Annotated in this window: 17 protein-coding genes, 2 tRNA genes and 2 pseudogenes; 8 read left to right on the top strand and 13 right to left on the bottom strand. The window is 71.5% G+C overall.

Annotation, left to right across the window (positions count from 1 at the left end; translation table 11 throughout):
• The first annotated feature begins 171 nt into the window (after positions 1-171).
• From ABD161_RS10225 to ABD161_RS10210, 4 genes are all read left to right on the top strand, one after another.
• Entirely contained in the window at positions 172-1,083 is a 912-nt protein-coding gene (locus tag ABD161_RS10225; RefSeq protein ID WP_344002192.1) for an ACP S-malonyltransferase, read from the top strand.
• Positions 1,084-1,113: 30 nt separating this feature from the next.
• Positions 1,114-2,115: a beta-ketoacyl-ACP synthase III gene (locus ABD161_RS10220; protein WP_344002189.1), complete on the top strand. Its 1,002-nt coding sequence runs from the start codon at positions 1,114-1,116 to the stop codon at positions 2,113-2,115.
• 88 nt (positions 2,116-2,203) lie between these two features.
• Complete coding sequence (locus ABD161_RS10215) at positions 2,204-2,449, top strand: acyl carrier protein (protein ID WP_135113190.1); 246 nt, start codon at positions 2,204-2,206, stop codon at positions 2,447-2,449.
• Between the two features lie 74 nt (positions 2,450-2,523).
• Positions 2,524-3,765: a beta-ketoacyl-[acyl-carrier-protein] synthase family protein gene (locus ABD161_RS10210; RefSeq protein ID WP_344002186.1), complete on the top strand. Its 1,242-nt coding sequence runs from the start codon at positions 2,524-2,526 to the stop codon at positions 3,763-3,765.
• A gap of 126 nt (positions 3,766-3,891) precedes the next feature.
• On the opposite strand, the gene ABD161_RS10205 is transcribed toward ABD161_RS10210, so the two are convergent.
• The 5 genes from ABD161_RS10205 to ABD161_RS10185 form a co-directional block, all read right to left on the bottom strand.
• Complete coding sequence (locus ABD161_RS10205; protein ID WP_344002183.1) at positions 3,892-4,395, bottom strand: DUF3145 domain-containing protein; 504 nt, start codon at positions 4,393-4,395, stop codon at positions 3,892-3,894.
• Between the two features lie 103 nt (positions 4,396-4,498).
• The gene (locus ABD161_RS10200) at positions 4,499-5,605 is read right to left on the bottom strand and encodes a carboxylate-amine ligase (protein ID WP_344002180.1); all 1,107 of its coding nucleotides are present in this window, start codon (positions 5,603-5,605) and stop codon (positions 4,499-4,501) included.
• Positions 5,606-5,678: 73 nt separating this feature from the next.
• A tRNA-Ile gene (locus ABD161_RS10195) sits at positions 5,679-5,756 on the bottom strand.
• A 54-nt stretch (positions 5,757-5,810) separates the two neighbouring features.
• Complete coding sequence (locus ABD161_RS10190) at positions 5,811-7,274, bottom strand: protein adenylyltransferase SelO (RefSeq protein ID WP_344002176.1); 1,464 nt, start codon at positions 7,272-7,274, stop codon at positions 5,811-5,813.
• A gap of 54 nt (positions 7,275-7,328) precedes the next feature.
• Positions 7,329-8,423 carry a DMT family transporter gene (locus tag ABD161_RS10185; RefSeq protein WP_344002502.1) on the bottom strand — a complete coding sequence of 365 codons (1,095 nt, stop codon included), beginning with the start codon at positions 8,421-8,423 and terminating at the stop codon, positions 7,329-7,331.
• Positions 8,424-8,512: 89 nt separating this feature from the next.
• Between ABD161_RS10185 and def the strand changes: the two genes are divergently transcribed.
• The gene (gene def / locus ABD161_RS10180; RefSeq protein ID WP_135113201.1) at positions 8,513-9,079 is read left to right on the top strand and encodes a peptide deformylase; all 567 of its coding nucleotides are present in this window, start codon (positions 8,513-8,515) and stop codon (positions 9,077-9,079) included.
• A gap of 112 nt (positions 9,080-9,191) precedes the next feature.
• Positions 9,192-9,719, top strand: a complete 528-nt coding sequence (locus tag ABD161_RS10175; protein WP_135113203.1) for a septum formation family protein — start codon at positions 9,192-9,194, stop codon at positions 9,717-9,719.
• A gap of 16 nt (positions 9,720-9,735) precedes the next feature.
• On the opposite strand, the gene ABD161_RS10170 is transcribed toward ABD161_RS10175, so the two are convergent.
• Complete coding sequence (locus ABD161_RS10170; protein ID WP_425560864.1) at positions 9,736-10,446, bottom strand: NUDIX hydrolase; 711 nt, start codon at positions 10,444-10,446, stop codon at positions 9,736-9,738.
• 132 nt (positions 10,447-10,578) lie between these two features.
• Here ABD161_RS10170 and ABD161_RS10165 point away from each other — a divergent pair, with 132 nt between their 5' ends.
• Positions 10,579-11,934 carry an APC family permease gene (locus ABD161_RS10165; protein ID WP_425560862.1) on the top strand — a complete coding sequence of 452 codons (1,356 nt, stop codon included), beginning with the start codon at positions 10,579-10,581 and terminating at the stop codon, positions 11,932-11,934.
• Here the strand turns inward: ABD161_RS10165 and ABD161_RS10160 are convergent.
• From ABD161_RS10160 to ABD161_RS10150, 3 genes and pseudogenes are all read right to left on the bottom strand, one after another.
• A pseudogene (locus ABD161_RS10160) lies at positions 11,882-12,157 on the bottom strand (GNAT family N-acetyltransferase); the annotation flags it as partial. The gene ABD161_RS10165 and the pseudogene ABD161_RS10160 sit on opposite strands and share 53 nt — an antisense overlap.
• A 127-nt stretch (positions 12,158-12,284) precedes the next feature.
• A pseudogene (locus ABD161_RS10155) lies at positions 12,285-12,446 on the bottom strand (GNAT family N-acetyltransferase); the annotation flags it as partial.
• 185 nt (positions 12,447-12,631) lie between these two features.
• The gene (locus ABD161_RS10150) at positions 12,632-13,651 is read right to left on the bottom strand and encodes a zinc-dependent alcohol dehydrogenase family protein (RefSeq protein WP_344002169.1); all 1,020 of its coding nucleotides are present in this window, start codon (positions 13,649-13,651) and stop codon (positions 12,632-12,634) included.
• Positions 13,652-13,826: 175 nt separating this feature from the next.
• On the opposite strand from ABD161_RS10150, the gene ABD161_RS10145 reads away from it, so the two are divergent.
• Complete coding sequence (locus ABD161_RS10145) at positions 13,827-14,711, top strand: helix-turn-helix transcriptional regulator (protein ID WP_344002166.1); 885 nt, start codon at positions 13,827-13,829, stop codon at positions 14,709-14,711.
• Between the two features lie 42 nt (positions 14,712-14,753).
• On the opposite strand, the gene ABD161_RS10140 is transcribed toward ABD161_RS10145, so the two are convergent.
• The 4 genes from ABD161_RS10140 to ABD161_RS10125 form a co-directional block, all read right to left on the bottom strand.
• Complete coding sequence (locus ABD161_RS10140; RefSeq protein ID WP_344002163.1) at positions 14,754-15,188, bottom strand: (R)-mandelonitrile lyase; 435 nt, start codon at positions 15,186-15,188, stop codon at positions 14,754-14,756.
• Positions 15,185-16,456 (bottom strand): multidrug effflux MFS transporter, encoded by a 1,272-nt coding sequence (locus ABD161_RS10135; RefSeq protein ID WP_344002160.1) that lies wholly within the window; start codon positions 16,454-16,456, stop codon positions 15,185-15,187. The genes ABD161_RS10140 and ABD161_RS10135 overlap by 4 nt, the downstream gene beginning before the upstream one ends.
• Before the next feature lie 115 nt (positions 16,457-16,571).
• A tRNA-Asn gene (locus ABD161_RS10130) sits at positions 16,572-16,647 on the bottom strand.
• 57 nt (positions 16,648-16,704) lie between these two features.
• Positions 16,705-17,484: an ATP-binding cassette domain-containing protein gene (locus ABD161_RS10125; RefSeq protein WP_344002157.1), complete on the bottom strand. Its 780-nt coding sequence runs from the start codon at positions 17,482-17,484 to the stop codon at positions 16,705-16,707.
• Positions 17,485-17,524: the final 40 nt, after the last annotated feature.

The raw sequence follows: 17,524 nt of genomic DNA, 5'->3' as shown, positions 1-17,524 counted from the left end.
AGCGACAGCCCATCGAACGCGAGTGCCGGCGCGAAGCGTCGGCCGAGCGATCGATCAGCGCGCGGCGCGAGCGAAGCGAGCTCACGGACTGTCCGCCACGCACAAGTGATCCCGGTTTTCTTGTGAGGCCGTCGCCAGCGCCGCGTTGCAGAACGTTGGCAGACTGGACGGGTGATCGTCGTAGTCTGCCCTGGACAGGGCTCGCAGACCCCCGGATTCCTCGCCCCCTGGCTTGAGCTGGACGGTGCGGCCGAGCGCCTCGCGTCGTTCTCCGAGGCCGCACAGGTCGACCTCGTCGCCCACGGCACGCAGTCGGATGCCGACACGATCCGGGACACGCGCATCGCGCAGCCGCTGATCGTCGCCGCGAGCATCCTCGCGTGGGAGCAGCTCACCTCGGGCGGCGCGCGCCCCGCCGGCGTCGCCGGTCACTCCGTCGGCGAGATCGCCGCGCTCGTGGCGTCGGGAGTGATCGACGCCGAGGCCGGAATGCGCCTCGTCGGGGTCCGCGGTCGGGCGATGGCGGATGCCGCCGCGCTCGTCGAGACGGGCATGAGCGCGGTCGTCGGCGGCGACGAGCAGCAGGTGCTCGAAGCGATTGAGGCCAACGGGCTCGCCCCCGCCAACTACAACGGCGGCGGCCAGATCGTCGCGGCCGGCGAGCTTCCCGGTCTCGCGGCCCTCGCCGAGCAGGCGCCCCGCGGGGCGCGGGTCATCCCCCTCCAGGTCGCGGGCGCGTTCCACACTCGGTTCATGGCGCCGGCGCAGGATGCGCTCCGCAGCGCGGTCGACGGCATCCGCGCGGTCGGCAACCCCGATCTCACCCTCTGGACGAACAGCGACGGCAGCACCGTCCCCGCGGGCGTCCGGGCGCTCGAGCTGATCGTGCACCAGGTCGCCAACCCGGTGCGCTGGGACCTCTGCATGGCCTCGTTCGCCGAGCAGGGAGTGACCGGCATCATCGAGCTGGCGCCCGCCGGCGCCCTCGTCGGCCTCGCCAAGCGCGGCCTGCGCGGCGTGCCCAGCGTCGCGGTCAAGACCCCGGACGATCTGGCCGCAGCGCTCGAGCTGCTCGCCGCCTGATCCGCCCCGACCTCACAGAACGGAACGCACATGACCGTCATCCTGAAGGAAGCCGTCGGGGCTCCGCACTCCCGCATCTACGCCTACGGCGCCGCGCGCGGTGAGCTCGCCGTGCCGAACGACGACCTCGTCGGCCCGATCGACTCGAGCGACGAGTGGATCCGGCAGCGCACCGGCATCGTCACGCGCGTGCGCGCCGTGCCCGAGACGGATGCGATCGACCTCGCGACGACCGCGGCCCGCGAGGCGATCGAGAAGGCGGGCGTCGACCCCGCACAGGTCGACCTCGTGATCGTCGCCACGATCAGCAACCCCAAGCAGACGCCCTCGGTCTCGGCGATCGTCGCCGACCGCGTGGGAGCGAACCCGGCCGCGGCGTACGACGTCAACGCGGCGTGCGCCGGCTACTGCTACGCCGTCGCACAGGCCGACGCGCTCATCCGCTCGGGCGCCGCCCGCTACGCGCTGGTGATCGGCACCGAGAAGCTCAGCGACATCGTCGATCCCACCGACCGCAGCATCTCGTTCCTGCTCGGCGATGGTGCCGGTGCCGCCCTGCTGGGGCCGAGCGACACCCCTGGGGTCTCGGCCTCGATCTGGGGCTCGGACGGCTCCAAGGCGGGCGCGGTGGGCATGAACCACACGCTGACCGAGTTCCGCGACGGCGCCGCCGAGTGGCCCACATTGCGCCAGGAGGGCCCCACGGTCTTCCGCTGGGCCGTGTGGGAGATGGCGAAGGTCGCCAAGCAGGCCCTCGAGGCCGCGGGCATCACCGCCGACGACCTCGCCGCATTCATCCCTCACCAGGCGAACATGCGCATCATCGACGAGTTCGCCAAGCAGCTCGGCCTTCCCGAGACCGTGAAGGTCGCCCGCGACATCGAGACCACCGGCAACACGTCGGCCGCCTCGATCCCGCTCGCCACCCACCGGCTGCTGCAGGAGAATCCCGAGCTGAGCGGCGGCCTCGCGTTGCAGATCGGCTTCGGCGCCGGCCTCGTCTACGCGGCACAGGTCGTCGTCCTCCCGTGAGGCGTGGCGCCGCGACCATAGACTGAACCTCGGTTCCGTCGTCTCCCGAATCATCCGATCCGACCGAAACATCCTGAAGGAGTACCCCATGGCATACACGACTGACGAGGTCCTCGCCGGCCTGGCCGAGCTGATCACCGACGAGACCGGCATCGCCGCCGAGGAGGTCGCGCTCGAGAAGTCGTTCACCGACGACCTCGACATCGACTCGATCTCGATGATGACGATCGTCGTCAACGCCGAGGAGAAGTTCGGCGTCACGATCCCGGACGACGAGGTCAAGAACCTCAAGACGGTGAAGGACGCCGTCGACTTCATCACCAACAACCAGTGACATCCGCGGTGCCGCACCCCTGACGACCGGGTGCGGCACCGGATCCCCTTCATCGGAGCACGAGGAACCAACCCATGAGCAAGTCCATCGTCGTGACCGGCATCGGCGCCACGTCGGCGCTCGGCGGCACCGCGCCCGAGAACTGGCAGAACCTTCTCGCCGGCGTCTCCGGCACTCGCGCACTCGAGCACGACTGGGTGGCCGAGTACGAGCTCCCGGTGACCTTCGCCGCCGAGGCGGTGGTGCGCCCGGAGACCGTGCTTCCCCGCCCGACCGCCAAGCGCCTCGACCCCGCGTCGCAGTTCGCGCTGATCGCCGCCATGGAGGCCTGGGAGGACGCGGGCGCACCCGCGGTCGCCCCCGAGCGCCTCGGCATCGACTTCGCCACCGGCATCGGCGGTGTGTGGACGCTGCTCGACGCGTGGGACACGCTGCGCGAGAAGGGCCCGCGTCGCGTCATGCCGATGACCGTGCCGATGCTCATGCCCAACGCCGCGGCCGGCAACCTCTCGCTCCACTTCGGCGCCCGCGCCTTCGCGCGCACCGTCGCCTCGGCCTGCGCCTCGAGCGTCGAGTCGATCGCGAGCGCCTACGAGCACCTGCAGCTCGGACTCGCGGACGTCGTGATCGCGGGCGGCACCGAGTCGGCCATTCACCCGATCACCGTCGCGTCCTTCGCCTCGATGCAGGCGCTGTCGCGTCGCAACGACTCGCCCGAGACGGCCTCGCGGCCCTTCTCGGTCGACCGCGACGGCTTCGTGATGGGTGAGGGCGCCGCCGCGCTGATCCTCGAGACCGAGGAGCACGCGCTGGCCCGCGGCGCGAAGATCTACGGCCGCCTCGTCGGCTCCGCGGTCACCGCCGACGCCCACCACATCACGGCGAACGACCCGAGCGGCGCCGGCGCGTCGCGCGCGGTCCGGCAGGCGCTCGAGCAGGCCGGTCGCGCACCCGAAGAGGTCACCCACATCAACGCGCACGCGACGTCGACGCCCGTGGGCGACCCGGCCGAATACGCGGCCCTGCTGTCGGTGTTCGGCGACCGCGTCCACGACATCCCGGTCTCGGCCACCAAGGCATCCACCGGCCACCTGCTCGGCGGCACGGGTGCGATCGAGTCGGTCTTCACGATCCTCGCGCTGCGCGATCGCGTCGCTCCCCCGACGATCAACCTCGTCGATCAGGACCCCGCGATCCCGCTGAAGGCGTCGACCTCGCCGCAGAAGCTCAGCGCCGACCCGCAGCTGGCCATCTGCAACTCGTTCGGCTTCGGCGGACACAACGCCGTCGCGGCGTTCGCGTCCTACGACGACTGATCCGCGGACGCAGAAGCGGCCCCTGGTTCTCCAGGGGCCGCTTCTTTCGTTCCGGAGTGACGCTGTCTCACCCGCCGGGACTCCTCACCGGCCGGCGGTACCGGCGCCGCTCCGTGGCTTGCGTGCTCAGCCGACCTTGTGGAGCCAGACGACCGGTGCGTCGTCGCTCGCGTGGCGGAACGGCTCGAGCTCCTCGTCCCAGGCCGAGCCGAGGGCGATGTCGAGCTCGCGCTGCAGCTCGAAGGGGTCGCCCGCCGCGACCTCCATCGCGTAGCGGATGCGATCCTCGGGGACGACGACGTTTCCTGCCGTGTCCATCTGCGCGTAGTGGATGCCGAGATCGGGCGTGTGCATCCAGCGACCGCCGTCACTGCGCGGGGTCGGGTCCTCGGTCACCTCGAAGCGCAGGTGCTCCCAGCCGCGGATGCCGGTGGCCAGGGCAGCGCCGGTGCCGGCGGGGCCCTCCCAGTAGAACTCCGCGCGCCGCGCACCGTCCAGCACAGGCTGGTCGGCCCACTCGAAGTTCACGGCCCGGCCGAGCGATCGGCCGACCGCCCACTCCAGGTGGGGGCACAACGCACGTGGCGCTGAGTGGATGTAGACCACTCCGCGCGCCGTAGGTGTCGCCATGATCTCTCCGTTTCGTCAGGTGCGTCTTCCCCTACGACCTGACCGGCGGATCCGGTGACGAATCTTCAGTTCTCCCAGCATTATGACCCGGGCGGGTCCGGAATCACAAGCGTGTGATTCCTGATTCTCGGGACACGCGAGCGGCGTCCAGCACGACCTGGGTGACGGAGCCCGTCCGCGCGTAGACCGACCACTGCCGATCGGCGCCCGTTCCGCGGTGGGCGATCGCGCGGAGAGCATGCCGCACGGCCTCCTCGTCGCCGTGCCGGCGAAGGGCTGGGCCCGCCCAGGCGAGCATCCGATCGACGACGGCCGACGCGGGCCGCGCGGTTCCCGTTAGCGGGTCGACGAGCCGGTCGCGCATGCCGTGACGCGCCGCGGTCCAGGAGGCAAGCCGGATCGCCGCCGTCGACGCCGGCAGCGGAGCCACTCCCCCGCGCCAGTCATCCGCCGCCTGATCCACGAGCGCCCGGACCATGCAGGCGAGCGCCGCACCGTCCTCCGCCGTCAGGCAGACATCCGCGATCCGCACCTCCACGGTCTGGTGCGAGTGCGACAGGCGGGCGTCGAAGTACAGCATGCCGGTGTCGAGGATGGCACCGGTGGCGACCAGCTCCTGCTCGAACGCCCGGTACGCCGCGGCATCCGCGAAGACGTCGATGGGGCCGGCGGTCGGCCAGTGGTGCCACGCGACGAAGCGGAAGCTCGCGTAACCGGTGTCCTCACCGTCCCGGAACGGCGAGTTGGCCGACAGTGCCAGCAGCACCGGCAGCCAGGCGCGGATCCGGTTCAGGATCGCCACGCCCTCCTCGGGGTCGGCGATGCCGACGTGCACGTGGAAGCCGCATTCGAGCGTCGTGCGCGCCATGCCCGCGTAGCCCTCGGCGATGGCCTGGTAGCGGCGCCGCGTCGTCACGTGCGGACGGACGGGCATCGGGGAGCCCGCGATCGCGACGGCGTGCGCGCCGCGATCCTGCGCCAGGCCGTCGGCCGTGCGCCGCCCCGCACGCATAAAGCGCAACAGCTCGCCGCGCTCGGTGCAGGGCGACGACACGACCTCGATCATCTCCTGCTGCATCTCGGCCTCGAGCGAGAAGCCCGCCCCGTCGCCGCGCCCGAAGCGATCGAGGATGTCCGGGGCGAGCGCCCGCGGGCTTCCCGTGACCCCGTCGACGAGGAGCAGCTCCTCCTCCACCCCGAACGTCCGCATGCGTCAGTATGCGCACGCGGACGCCCCCGGCGGCAGGGACTTGACGCGGCTGCGCGGATCCGGTCCGGCTCGTTGGTGGGGCGGGTGGGACTCGAACCCACGCATCGTCGGGTTATGAGCCCGCTGCCTTGACCATCTTGGCCACCGCCCCGCGTACCTCGAGCCTACTGCCGCGCGGGTCACGACCCGGCACGGGAGGAGCGCGTCAGGTGCCGCAGAACGTCCGGTACGCGCCGAAGTCCTGCGGCGCCGGCTCCGCATAGCGCTCGAAGCCGGCACGCTCGACGTACGGGGTGCTGACCGCGTCGAGCAGGCGCTCGAACGGGCCGAGGTCGCCATCGGTCGCGGCGGTGAGCGCCTCCTCGACGAGGTGGTTCCGCGGGATGTAGACGGGGTTGACGGCGTCCATCGCCGCCGCGTCGGGGCCGAGCCCGCGCCACCTCTCGATCCACGCGTCGATCGCGCCGAGATCGAGGAACAGCCGCCGCACCGGCTCGTGGCGGCCGCGCGCGGCGTCGCCCAGCGCGCGGAAGAACGAGGTGTGATCGACGTGATCCGCCCGGAGCAGCGACAGCAGGTCGCCGATCAGGGACGTGGTCAGCTCTTCCTCCGCTCCCGTGCCGAGGCCGAGCTTTGCGAGGAAGCCGGCGGTCCAGGCGGTGCTGTACCGCGGGCCGAACGCATCCAGGGCCTGCTGAGCGAGCGCGAGTGCCCGTGCGCGGTCATCGTCGAACGCGGGCAGGAGCGTCTCGGCGAGGCGCGCGAGGTTCCACGCGGCGATCGAGGGCTGGTTTCCGTACGCGTACCGGCCGTCGACGTCGATCGAGCTGTAGACCGCGCCGGGGTCGAACGCCTCCATGAACGCGCACGGTCCGTAGTCGATCGTCTCGCCTGAGATCGTCATGTTGTCGGTGTTCATGACGCCGTGGACGAAACCGACCAGCATCCACTGCGCGACGAGGGCGGCCTGCGCGTCGCGCACCGCCTCGAACAGGGCGAGCGGGGGGTTGTCCGCCTCGGCGAGTTCCGGATGGTGGCGGTCTATCGCGTGGCGGACGAGCCGCACGAGAAGATCCGGATCGCGCGTGGCCGCGGCGTACTGGAAGCTGCCCACGCGCAGGTGACTGCTCGCGACGCGGACGAGCATCGCGCCCGGCAGGGCCGTCTCGCGATACACCGTCGCCCCGGTGGCGATGACCGCGAGCGACCGGGTGGACGGTATGCCGAGCGCGTGCATCGCCTCGCTGATCAGGTACTCGCGCAGCATCGGGCCGAGCGCGGCGAAGCCATCCCCCGCACGCGCGAACGGCGTGGGGCCCGAGCCCTTCAGGTGGATGTCGCGCCGGTCGCCGTGCGCGTCGGCGACGTCGCGGAGGAGGAGCGCCCGGCCGTCGCCGAGGCGCGGCGAGTAGCCGCCGAACTGGTGCCCCGCGTACGCCTGAGCCACCGGAACCGCGCCGTCTCCGAGGGCGGCGCCGCATAGCAGCTTCACGCCCTCCGGCGTCCGCAGGAACGCCGGGTCGAAACCGAGCTCGCGCGCGAGGGGCTCGTTGAGCACAACGAGTCGCGCATCCGGGAACGGCTCTGCGCGCCAGGGCACCGCCATCTCGGGGACGTCGCGCGCGAAGCCGTTCGCGAACGTCACCGAACCCGTCACCGCCGTCCCCATGCGATCGACGATACGCCGGTCCGGCCCGCCGCGGGCCGGGTCACGCGACCCGCGCTACCTCGTGGGGCCGGGTTCGTCCTCCGGCGGAAGCCGCCGGCTCAGCAGGTCGTCGGGATCGCGCGCCGCGCGAAGCTGGTCGAGCGCCGACGCGCGGCCCGGGAGCGGCTCGTCGGTGTCGCGCGCGGCGCGATCCACCCCCGCGTCGCGGCCGCGGGCGATGGCCAGCTCCTGGCTCTCGCTCACCACCTGCGGGTGGTGCCGAGCGAGCAGGAAGACGCCGAGAGACGCGGCGGCCCCGGCGATGCCGAAGACGATCAGGGCCCACAGCGGAGCCTGCGAGGCTTCGCCGAGCACGATCGCGCCGATGAGGACCGCGATGATCGGGTCGATCACGGTGAGGCCGGCGATGACGAGGTCCGGGGGTCCCGACGCGTATGCCGTCTGCACGAAGTAGCCGCCGGCAATCGCCGCGGCCACGAGCGCGATCAGGCAGATGATCGTGAGCCAGTCGAAGTCGCCCTGCTGGAACCTGCTGATGACGACCTTGGCGAGGGTCGCGACGAAGCCGTAGAGAACGCCGGCGGCAGTGATGTAGAACAGGGCGCCCATCCGGTGCCGCAGCATCAGCCAGGCAACGCCGAGCAGGATGATCACAACGAGCAGGATCGCGAGCACGACAAGCAGTTCGAACTGGCTGAGCGGGTGCTCGGTGGCGAACAGCGTCGCCACGATGACGAACAGGAAGATGCCGCCGACGCACAGGCCGATAGACATCAGGGAGTTCCTCGTCGGCGCGTGTCCCGTGATCTGCGCGTTGAGCAGCGTCGTGATGACGAGCGAGACGGCGCCCAGCGGCTGCACGACGATGAGCGGCGCGACGGCGAGGGCACTGAGCTGACAGACGATGGCCACGGTCAGCAGGACCGTCCCGATCACCCAGGACGGGCGCGTCAGCAGGCGCAGCAGGTGCGAGAGCCCGAGCCCCGTGTCGGCGTTCGCTCCGGAGATCCGCTCGACCTTGCGGACGCCCTGGCTCTGGTACTGCGCGCCGAGCGACATGAACACCGCGCCAGCGAGAGCGAGCGGGATGCCCAGGAGGAGGCCCGGGTTCTGGAACGCACCGAGCAGCTGATCACCGACCTCGTCCATGCCGATGACCCCGTTTCCGAGCGCCAGCTCAACGATCCCCCGATGCACCCTCCGAGGGTACCCGGCGGGGGCCCGACTACGCTGGAGACATGGCCGTGCTCCCGATCCGAATCATGGGCGACCCCGTTCTCCACGCACCCGCCGCCGATGTCGACGAGATCACGGACGAGATCCGCACACTGGTCGCGGACATGTTCGAGACGATGGACGCCGCCCCCGGCGTCGGCCTCGCCGCCCCGCAGGTGGGGGTTCCGCTGCGCATCTTCACGTACTCGTACGAGGACGACGAGGGTGAGCCGTGGCGCGGGGTCATCCTGAACCCTGAGCTCTGGATGACGCCGACCGTCCCCGGCGAGCCGGATGAGGACGAGGAGTCGGAGGGCTGCCTGTCCTTCCCGGGCGAGCGCTTCCCGCTGCGGCGCTCGGAGCGCGTCCTGGTGACCGGCCTCGACCTGGACGGCGCACCGGTGCGCATCGACGTCGACGGGTGGCGCGCGCGCATCCTGCAGCACGAGTTCGATCACCTCGACGGTGTCCTCTACGTCGACCGGCTCGGCGGATCGGACGCGAAGCTCGTCCAGAAGATCGCCCGCAAGCGCGGCTGGGGACGTCCGGGCGCGAGCTGGATGCCCGGGATCGACGATCTCGAGGGCTGACGCGCATACCGGTCAGCTCTGCCCGTCGCGGAGGCTCGCCCGTCGCCCCGCCGGGGATTACTGTGAGCGCTGAGGCGGTGCACCGCCTCGCATGATCGACAGGAGAGGCGCAATGATCCGCATCCGCCCCGTCCGCGTGGCCGCCGCGATCGGCGCACTCGCCCTCGCCTCGACCCTCGGCGGGTGCGCCGTGATCGACCAGGTCTTCGGCGGCGGGCCCGACCGCGACGAGGAGACGGGTCAGGTCACGGAGGGTGGTGACGTCGACGTCTTCCAGCTGGAGGTGGGCGACTGCCTCAATCTCGATGACAGCGGAGAGCTCTCCTCCGCCGCGGTGGTCCCCTGCGCGGAGCCGCACACCGAGGAGATCTTCCACGAGTTCTCGCTGCCGGACGGCGAGTGGCCCGGCAAGGAGGCGATCGACACGGCGGCCGATGAGGGCTGCTACGAGGCGTTCGCGGGCTTCGTCGGGAAGGCGTACGAGGACTCGGTGCTCGAGTATGTCTTCCTCGCGCCCTTGGAGGGCGGCTGGAACGACCCGAACGTGAAGGACCGCCTCGTGCAGTGCGTGATCTACGAGCCCGGCGACGGCGGCGCCGCCAAGCCGGTGGAGGGGTCGCTCAAGGGCGCCGCGCGCTGAGCCGCGCTGGGAGTGCTCACTCCCCGCCGCGCGCGGGCCGCGGGAAGAACTCCTCGACGGGTCGGGTGCGGTCGGTGTCCCAGGGCACCGTCCACCCGGCCGCGTCGAAGAGGCGGTCGAGCACGATGGCGGTGAAGCCCCACACGATCGTGCCCCCGACGTCGAAGGCGGGCGCCTCGCGCTCGCGGCCGCGGAACGTCCAGACCGACATGAAGCGGCTGGCGGGGTCGAGCAGCTCGGCGACCGGCACGCGGAGCACGTCCACCGTCTCGGCGTGATCCACGGCCGCCACCTGCGAGGGCGTCCGCCACCAGGCGACGACCGGGGTGACGAGGTGGCTGCTGGCCGCGAGCGGCAGCTCGGGAAGTAGGCCGAGGATCTCGACGTCGCGGGGATCGACCCCGGTCTCCTCCTCGGCCTCGCGCAACGCCGTGGCGACGGCGTCCGCGTCGCCCGGCTCGCGGCGCCCACCCGGGAACGACACTTCGGACGGATGCGAGCGCAGGGTCGCGGCGCGCCTCTGCAGGAGGACGTCGAGCTCGCGCGCGACCGCCGCATCCGGCACGGCGGGGACGACCGAGTCGAGCACTCCGAAGAGCACGAGCACGGCGGCGTGCCGCGCGTCGGCCGGCCTTGCCAGCGGCGGCAGGCCCTGCACCCAGCGGAGCGATTCGACCGCGGAGAGCAGCTCCCGTCTCGCGTCGCCCGCACCCTCCTCCTGCCGCACGTTCCCACGCTACTCCGGGCACGGCGGCGCGGGGCGGGACGCCACCTCGCGTTATCGACTCGGGCCACGCTCGGTCAACCCGTGGCGTCGGGCGGGCGCGCGGACGAGCATGGATGGACCCGCCCGGGTCGGATGCGGGCGGAGAGCGGAGGCGGAGTGAGCGCAGAGACGACGGACGACACCCGGCTGCGGAGGGGCATCACCGGTCCCCTGCTGTTCGTGTTCATCCTGGGGGATGTCCTCGGCGCGGGGATCTACGCGCTCATGGGTGTCCTCGCGGGCGAGGTCGGCGGTCTGCTCTGGGCGCCGCTGCTCATCGCCCTCGCGCTCGCGCTGCTCACGGCCGGCTCGTATGCAGAACTCGTCACCAAGTATCCGAAGGCGGGCGGTGCGGCGGTCTTCGCGGAACGGGCGTTCCGAAACCCGCTGGTGTCGTTCCTGGTGGGCTTCAGCATGCTCGCGGCGGGCATCGTGAGCGCCGCGGGCCTCGCGCTCGCCTTCGCCGGCGACTACTTCCGCACCTTCCTCGACGTCCCCACGGTGCCCGTCGCGATCGTGTTCCTCGCCGTCGTCGCGGCGCTGAACGCCCGCGGCATCCGCGAGTCGATGTCGGCGAATCTCGTGATGACGGCCATCGAGCTCAGCGGGCTCGTGATCGTGGTGGTGGTCGTGGCGGTGTTCCTCGCGGGTGGTGGCGGCGACGTGTCTCGCGTGCTGCAGCCGCCGCCGGACACCGCGGTGCCACTCGCGCTGCTCGGCGGCGCGATCATCGCGTACTACTCGTTCGTGGGATTCGAGACCTCCGCGAACGTCATCGAGGAGGTGCGCGATCCCCGCCGGTCCTATCCGCGTGCGCTGTTCGGCTCGCTGCTGGTCGCGGGGGCGGTCTACGTCCTCGTGGGGCTCGCGAGCGCGATCGCCCTGCCAGCCGAGGAGCTGAGCGGGTCGACCGGCCCGCTTCTCGACGTCGTCGAGGCGACCGGGGTCGCCGTGCCGTCGTGGCTGTTCAGCCTCATCGCCCTCATCGCGGTCGCCAACGGCGCGCTGCTGACCATGATCATGGCGAGCCGGCTCGCGTACGGAATGGCCGACGGCGGCCTGCTGCCGTCCGTGTTCGGGCGCGTGCTGCCGAACCGCAGGACGCCGTGGGTGGCGATCATCGCGACCACCGCGGTGGCGATGGCCCTGACTCTGCTCGGCGATCTCGCCATGCTCGCCGAGACCGTGGTGCTGCTGCTCCTGTTCGTGTTCCTCAGCGCGAACGTGTCGGTGCTCGTGCTGCGGCGCGACCACGTCGAGCACGACCACTTCCGGGTCTGGACGATCGTCCCTGTCCTCGGCATCGCGTCGTGCATCCTGCTGCTCACCCAGCAGGACGGCGCCGTGTGGCTCTTCGGCGGAGCGCTTCTGGCGCTCGGAGCAGTGCTCTACGCGATCACGCGGATGACCAGGCGACGGCGAAAAGAGCGGCCGCGCGCTCACGGGTGAGGAACACGAGCTGCGCGTCCTTCGGCCCGTAGGCGGAATCGAACCGCACCCGCTCTCCACGCTCGAACCCGATGGCGAGCACCCGCGCGACGGCGGCGCGGTTGCGCGCGTCCGGCTCGGCGATGAGGCGCTGGGCCCCGGGCTCCGACAGCAGGAACGAGACGAGCGCGGGGCCGAGGAGCTCCCACACATCCGAGACGCCCTCGATCCGGGCGCTGAGGAAGAAGTGGAACCCGACGTCCCCGGGCCGCGCGTCGTACGCGACGGCGACCGGATCGTCCTGCGTCGTACGCCTGAAGCAGCACGACGGGTGTGCCGTCCCAGCTCACGAGGTAAGCGTGATGAGTGGGAAGCGTCTCGACGAACGCGTAGGCGTCGCGCACCTCGTCACGCGTGAGCCCGCCCATCCCCCAGAACGCCGCGCGCGGCTGCGTCACCCAGCCGTGGAGCAGATCCGCATCCGCGTCCGGGTCGAGGGCGTGAACGGTCACCGTCGCCTGGTCCGCGCTCATCCGGAACAGCTCGGCACCGCGCGCGCCGGTGCGCAGCAGGCTCATCGGCGCTCCCCCAGCTGGCCCTCGGCCGGAACGGGTCGCAGCAGGGACCAGTCGGTCACGACGGCGGCCGTGTCCGCCTCGGCCCAGGCCCCGGTCACGGGGCGGCCGGAGAACGTCCGGCCGCCCCGATCCGATATCCCTCAGACGGTGAGCAGCACCTTTGTGGCGCGGCGCTCGTCCATCGCCTTGTAGCCCTCGGCGGCGTCCTCCAGCGGGAGCGTCAGGTCGAACACCTTGCCGGGGTCGATCCTGCGGTCCCAGATCAGCTGGATGAGCTGGGGCAGGTACTGCCGCACGGGCGCCGCTCCCCCGTGCAGGTGGATGCCGGCGCCGAAGAGCTCGAGGCCGTCGAGCGACACGTCGTGCGAGACGCCGACGAAGCCCACGTGACCGCCCGCGCGGGTGGCGCGGATCGCCTGGTGCATCGCCTCCTGCGTGCCGACTGCCTCGATCACGCTGTGCGCGCCGAGACCTCCGGTGAGCTCCTTGATGCGCGCCACGCCCTCCTCGCCGCGCTCCTCGACGATGTCGGTCGCTCCGAACTCGCGGGCGAGTGCCTGGCGGTCGGCGTGTCGGGACATGGCGATGATCCGCTCCGCGCCGAGCTCGCGTGCGGCGAGGATGCCGAGCAGCCCGACCGCGCCGTCGCCGACGACCGCGACGGTCTTGCCCGGGCCCGCCTCGGCGGCGACGGCGGCGAACCAGCCGGTGCCGAGGACGTCCGAGGCAGCGAGAAGCGACGGGATGAGCTCGGCGTCGGGCTGGCCGGGCGTCGCGACGAGGGTTCCGTCGGCGAGCGGGATGCGGGCGAACTCGGCCTGCGTGCCGAGCGTCCCCATGAGGGTGCGGTGCACGCAGTACGACTGGTAGCCGGCCTGGCAGATCTCGCAGGTGTTGTCCGACGACCAGAACGAGCCCACGACGAAGTCGCCGACCTTCACGTTCTTCACGTCCGCACCGATCTCGGTGACCACGCCGACGTACTCGTGCCCCATGGGCGCATGGTCGACGGGCTCGGCGCCGCGATACGGCCACAGGTCGGATCCGCAGATGCAGGACGCCGTGAGCCGGATGATGGCGTCGGTGGGCTCGAGGATCGTCGGGTCGTCCCGATCCTCGACGCGCACATCGCCGGGGGCGTGCATGATGACTCCACGCATGATGGTGTCCTTCCATTCAGGGTTCGCAGATCCGCAGCCGCGCCTCGCCGCGAGCGGACGGGGCGGAGGGCCGCGTGATCCAGCCTCGCGCGCGGCGCGGGCGAACGGGAGACTCTGCCGTGAGGTGTACCCACAGGGAACCCCTCGATCCGCCGGGCGCGCATAGCCTCGTCCTATGGACAACCGAGCGGAGGTGCGCGAGTTCCTGATGACGCGCCGCGCCCGGATCACCCCCGAAGCGGCAGGCATCACGGCCGGCGGCAACCGTCGCGTCGAGGGGCTGCGCCGCAGCGAGGTCGCGAGCCTCGCCGGGGTCAGCGTCGAGTACTACTCCAAGCTCGAGCGCGGCGCGATCGCCGGTGCCTCGGCTTCCGTGCTCGACGCCCTCGCCCGCGCGCTTCAGCTCGACGAGACCGAGACCGCCCACCTGTTCGACCTCGCCCGCGCGGCCGACGGCGTCCCCACCAGCGGCCGGCCGCGGCGGCGTGCCGCCGGGACACCCGTGCCGCGGCAGAGCCTGCAATGGGCACTCGCGTCGATCACGGACGGGATCGCGTTCGTGCGCGACCAGCGACAGAACCTGCTCGCGGTGAACGACCTCGGCCGCGCGTTCTACTCGCCGGTGATCGGCGACGGCGGCCGCACGCCGAACCTGGCCAGGTTCCAGTTCCTCGACCCTGCCGCCCGCGAGTTCTACCCCGACTGGGAGAAGTTCGCCGAGATGTGCGTGGCGATCATGCGCGCCGAGGCCGGCCGGGACCCGCATGACAAGGCGCTGCAGGATCTGGTCGGCGAGCTGTCCACGCGCAGCGACCACTTCCGCACGCTGTGGGCGGTGCACAACGTGCGCACCCACGGTGCCGGCACGAAGCGTTTCCACCACCCCGTCGTCGGCGAGCTCACCCTCGCGTACGAGGAGTTCGCCCTCACCGCCGAGCCGGGCAACGTGATGCTGATCTACACCGCGGAGCCTGGATCCCCCTCGGCCGAGCGGCTGCGCCTGCTTGCCTCGTGGGGCGCGGAACACCCCGCGGCCCTCGACGCGGAGGGCCGGCCCTGAGGCGTCCGCCGACCGCGGCCAACGCCACGGGCATGCGGCGGATCATCGCGGCACCGCCGCCGCCCCGCCCTCGACGTCGTTCCCCTGGTACTCCGTGTCGGTGACGTGTTCCTTCCACACGGTGGTGGATGCCGGGTCGTCGCCGCTCTCGAGCATCGCGATGTGCTCCATGAAGGTGCCGGCGGCGGCAGCGTGCCAGTGGTCCTCCCCCGGTGGCGTGTAGAGCGTCTGTCCCGGGTGGAGCTCGATGATCCGGCCGTCGCGGGTTCCGAATCGGGCGATGCCCTGGGTGACGCGGAGGTACTGGCCGCGTGCGTGCGAGTGCCAGGCGGTGCGCGCGCCGGGCGCGAACCGCACGAGAGCGACCGACATCCGCTGGTCGCCCTCGTGCGGGGTGGCGATCATGTCGACCCAGACGTCACCGGCGAACTGCTCGGGCGGGTTCCTGATCGTGGGGCCTGGGGGTTCGATGTTCATGAGGAGCTCCTGTCGGGGATGGCGGTGGATGCGGGCTCAAGGGCGGGACGCCGCTCGCCCCGTGCACCGTCCGTCGAAGGGTCACGGGTCAGGAGCAGGGCAGCGGCGGCGAGAGCGACGGAGACGACGGTGACCACACCGAGCGGAAGGATGCTGAGCGCGCCGGCCACGCCGACGAACGGGGCCGCGATGCCGCCGAACCCGAACCTCACCATCCCGAGCAGCGAGGACGCGGTGCCCGCGATCTGCGGATAGTCGGACATCGCGAGGGTCGTCGCCGGAGGCGCCGTGATCGCGACTCCGCTGGAGAGCGCGAACAGCGACACGATCACCACCCACAGCGGCATCGGGGTCAGTCCCGCGGCCAGGAGGCCCAGCCCACCCGATCCGGTCACTGCGACGCCGATCACGAGTGTGCCGGGGATGCTCCACCGCTCGGCGCTGCGGCCCGCGAGATAGCCGAAGGTCATGTGACCCGCGGAGTTGAGGCCGAACGCCGCGGCGTACCACTGCGGCGAGAGACCGTAGATGTCTTGAAGCACGAACGTCGATCCAGCCACATAGGCGAACAGCGCGGCGTAGAGGAATCCCTGGTTCAGCACTGCGCCGAGGAATCGGCGGTCGCTCAGGAGGGTTCGCCAATCGCGAAGCGTCTTCGCGAAACCGCCCTGGGCTCGACGCTGGGCCGGCAGCGTCTCGCCGAAGGCGATGAGGACGAGGACGAGGATCGCAACGCCGATCAGCGCGAGGAACACGAACAGGCCCCGCCAGTCGGTGAAGGTGTTGAGCAGCCCGCCGAGGAGGGGGCCGACGATCGCCGCGAGCCCGCCCACGACGGTCAGGCTCCCGTAGAAGCGGATCAACGCCCTGCCGCTGAAGACGTCGCGACCGGCGGCGGTGGCGATCACGATGCCCACGCCGCCCGCGAGCCCCTGCACGAGGCAGACGAGGATGAGCGACTCGATGCTCGGGCTCAGCGCGCACAGCGCCGAGGTCACGATGTAGCCGACGATGCCGATCAGAAGGATCCCCCGTCGTCCGTATCGGTCGGACAGCGCGCCCGCGATCAGCTGTCCGACCGCGAGCCCGATCAGACACGCGGTGACCGTCAGCTGGGCGACGGACGTGGCCGCATCCATCTCCGCGGTGAGCGCGGGCAGCGCCGGCAGGTACAGGTCCATCGAGATCGGACCGAACACCGTGAGGATCAGCAGCAGCGCCGGCAGGGACCGGCTGACGGCGGGGGCGTGCGGGTTCGGAGCGGCCATGCGACCCAGCCTCGCCCGGTGGCGCCGCGCGAGGGAGCCTCTGATGAGGGGTGTACCCGCAGGGTGCCCTTCGCGTGGACCAAAGGGAAAGGGCCCGTCTTTCGACGGGCCCTGTTGGCTCCCCGGCTTGGACTCGAACCAAGAACCTGCCGGTTAACAGCCGGCTGCTCTGCCAATTGAGCTACCGAGGATCATTCCTCTGCCCCTCGCGGGGCAACCCCACAATCTTAGCAAAGCCGAACGGGTGCTCACGACACGGGCGTGCGCCCTGGCGTGTCGGGTGTCCACAGCACCTGGCCGTCCGCCGACTGGGCGACGACGTGGCCTCCGTGCAGGTGCAGGCGCGCGGCGCCGAGCTCGCGCGCGAACGCCTCGTCGTTGCTCGCGATGAGCGCCGCCATGCCCGAGTCGCGCCGGCGTCGCACGATCGCGTCGTAGATGACGTGACGCACCTCGAGGTCGATGTTGGCGAGCGGCTCGTCGGCGATCAGGATGCGCGGGTCCAGAATCAGCGAGCGAGCGAACGCCACGCGCTGGCGCATCCCGGCGCTGAGCTCGAACGGGAACCGGTCGGCGGTGCCCAGCGGCAGGTGCATCTCATCCAGCAGCGCCGCCACCCGGACGGCGACCGCGCGGCTGTTGACGCGGCGGTCGCGTGACGTGATCGGCTCGGCGATCGCCTCCCCCACCGTGAGGCGCGCGGGAAGCGTCGCACCTGCCCCCTGCGGGACGTAGCCGACCCGGAAGGTGAGCACTCGGCGATCCCTCCCCCGGCGCCGCACGGAGATGCCGCACACCCGCGCTTCGCCCCCGGCGATGCCGAGCGTGTCGTCGCTCTGCCCCGCGAGCACGCCGAGCAGGCTCGACTTCCCCGACCCGGTCGGGCCGGAGACGACCAGGATCTCCCCCGCCTTGACGGTGAACGTCGCTCCGTCGACAGCGCGGGTCTCGGGGCCGTGACCCCACCGGCTCACGCTCAGGTCGTCGCAGACGACGGCGTTGACGGGATCATCCGGGACGCGGAACATGAGCCCATCCTGCCCGCTGCGAACACCGCGGGCCAGCCGA

It is taken from the genome of Microbacterium paludicola, assembly GCF_039529675.1.
In the GTDB taxonomy this organism is placed as follows: domain Bacteria; phylum Actinomycetota; class Actinomycetes; order Actinomycetales; family Microbacteriaceae; genus Microbacterium; species Microbacterium paludicola.
This window is presented reverse-complemented; position numbering and strand designations above follow the sequence as displayed.

Coding starts and splice junctions, on each gene's coding strand:
- ABD161_RS10220 (WP_344002189.1), top strand. CDS start 1,114: ATGACCGTCATCCTGAAGGAAGCCGTCGGGGCTCCGCACTCCCGCATC.
- ABD161_RS10215 (WP_135113190.1), top strand. CDS start 2,204: ATGGCATACACGACTGACGAGGTCCTCGCCGGCCTGGCCGAGCTGATC.
- ABD161_RS10210 (WP_344002186.1), top strand. CDS start 2,524: ATGAGCAAGTCCATCGTCGTGACCGGCATCGGCGCCACGTCGGCGCTC.
- ABD161_RS10205 (WP_344002183.1), bottom strand. CDS start 4,395: ATGGCGACACCTACGGCGCGCGGAGTGGTCTACATCCACTCAGCGCCA.
- ABD161_RS10200 (WP_344002180.1), bottom strand. CDS start 5,605: ATGCGGACGTTCGGGGTGGAGGAGGAGCTGCTCCTCGTCGACGGGGTC.
- ABD161_RS10190 (WP_344002176.1), bottom strand. CDS start 7,274: ATGGGGACGGCGGTGACGGGTTCGGTGACGTTCGCGAACGGCTTCGCG.
- ABD161_RS10185 (WP_344002502.1), bottom strand. CDS start 8,423: ATGGACGAGGTCGGTGATCAGCTGCTCGGTGCGTTCCAGAACCCGGGC.
- def (WP_135113201.1), top strand. CDS start 8,513: ATGGCCGTGCTCCCGATCCGAATCATGGGCGACCCCGTTCTCCACGCA.
- ABD161_RS10175 (WP_135113203.1), top strand. CDS start 9,192: ATGATCCGCATCCGCCCCGTCCGCGTGGCCGCCGCGATCGGCGCACTC.
- ABD161_RS10165 (WP_425560862.1), top strand. CDS start 10,579: ATGCGGGCGGAGAGCGGAGGCGGAGTGAGCGCAGAGACGACGGACGAC.
- ABD161_RS10150 (WP_344002169.1), bottom strand. CDS start 13,651: ATGCGTGGAGTCATCATGCACGCCCCCGGCGATGTGCGCGTCGAGGAT.
- ABD161_RS10145 (WP_344002166.1), top strand. CDS start 13,827: ATGGACAACCGAGCGGAGGTGCGCGAGTTCCTGATGACGCGCCGCGCC.
- ABD161_RS10140 (WP_344002163.1), bottom strand. CDS start 15,188: ATGAACATCGAACCCCCAGGCCCCACGATCAGGAACCCGCCCGAGCAG.
- ABD161_RS10135 (WP_344002160.1), bottom strand. CDS start 16,456: ATGGCCGCTCCGAACCCGCACGCCCCCGCCGTCAGCCGGTCCCTGCCG.
- ABD161_RS10125 (WP_344002157.1), bottom strand. CDS start 17,484: ATGTTCCGCGTCCCGGATGATCCCGTCAACGCCGTCGTCTGCGACGAC.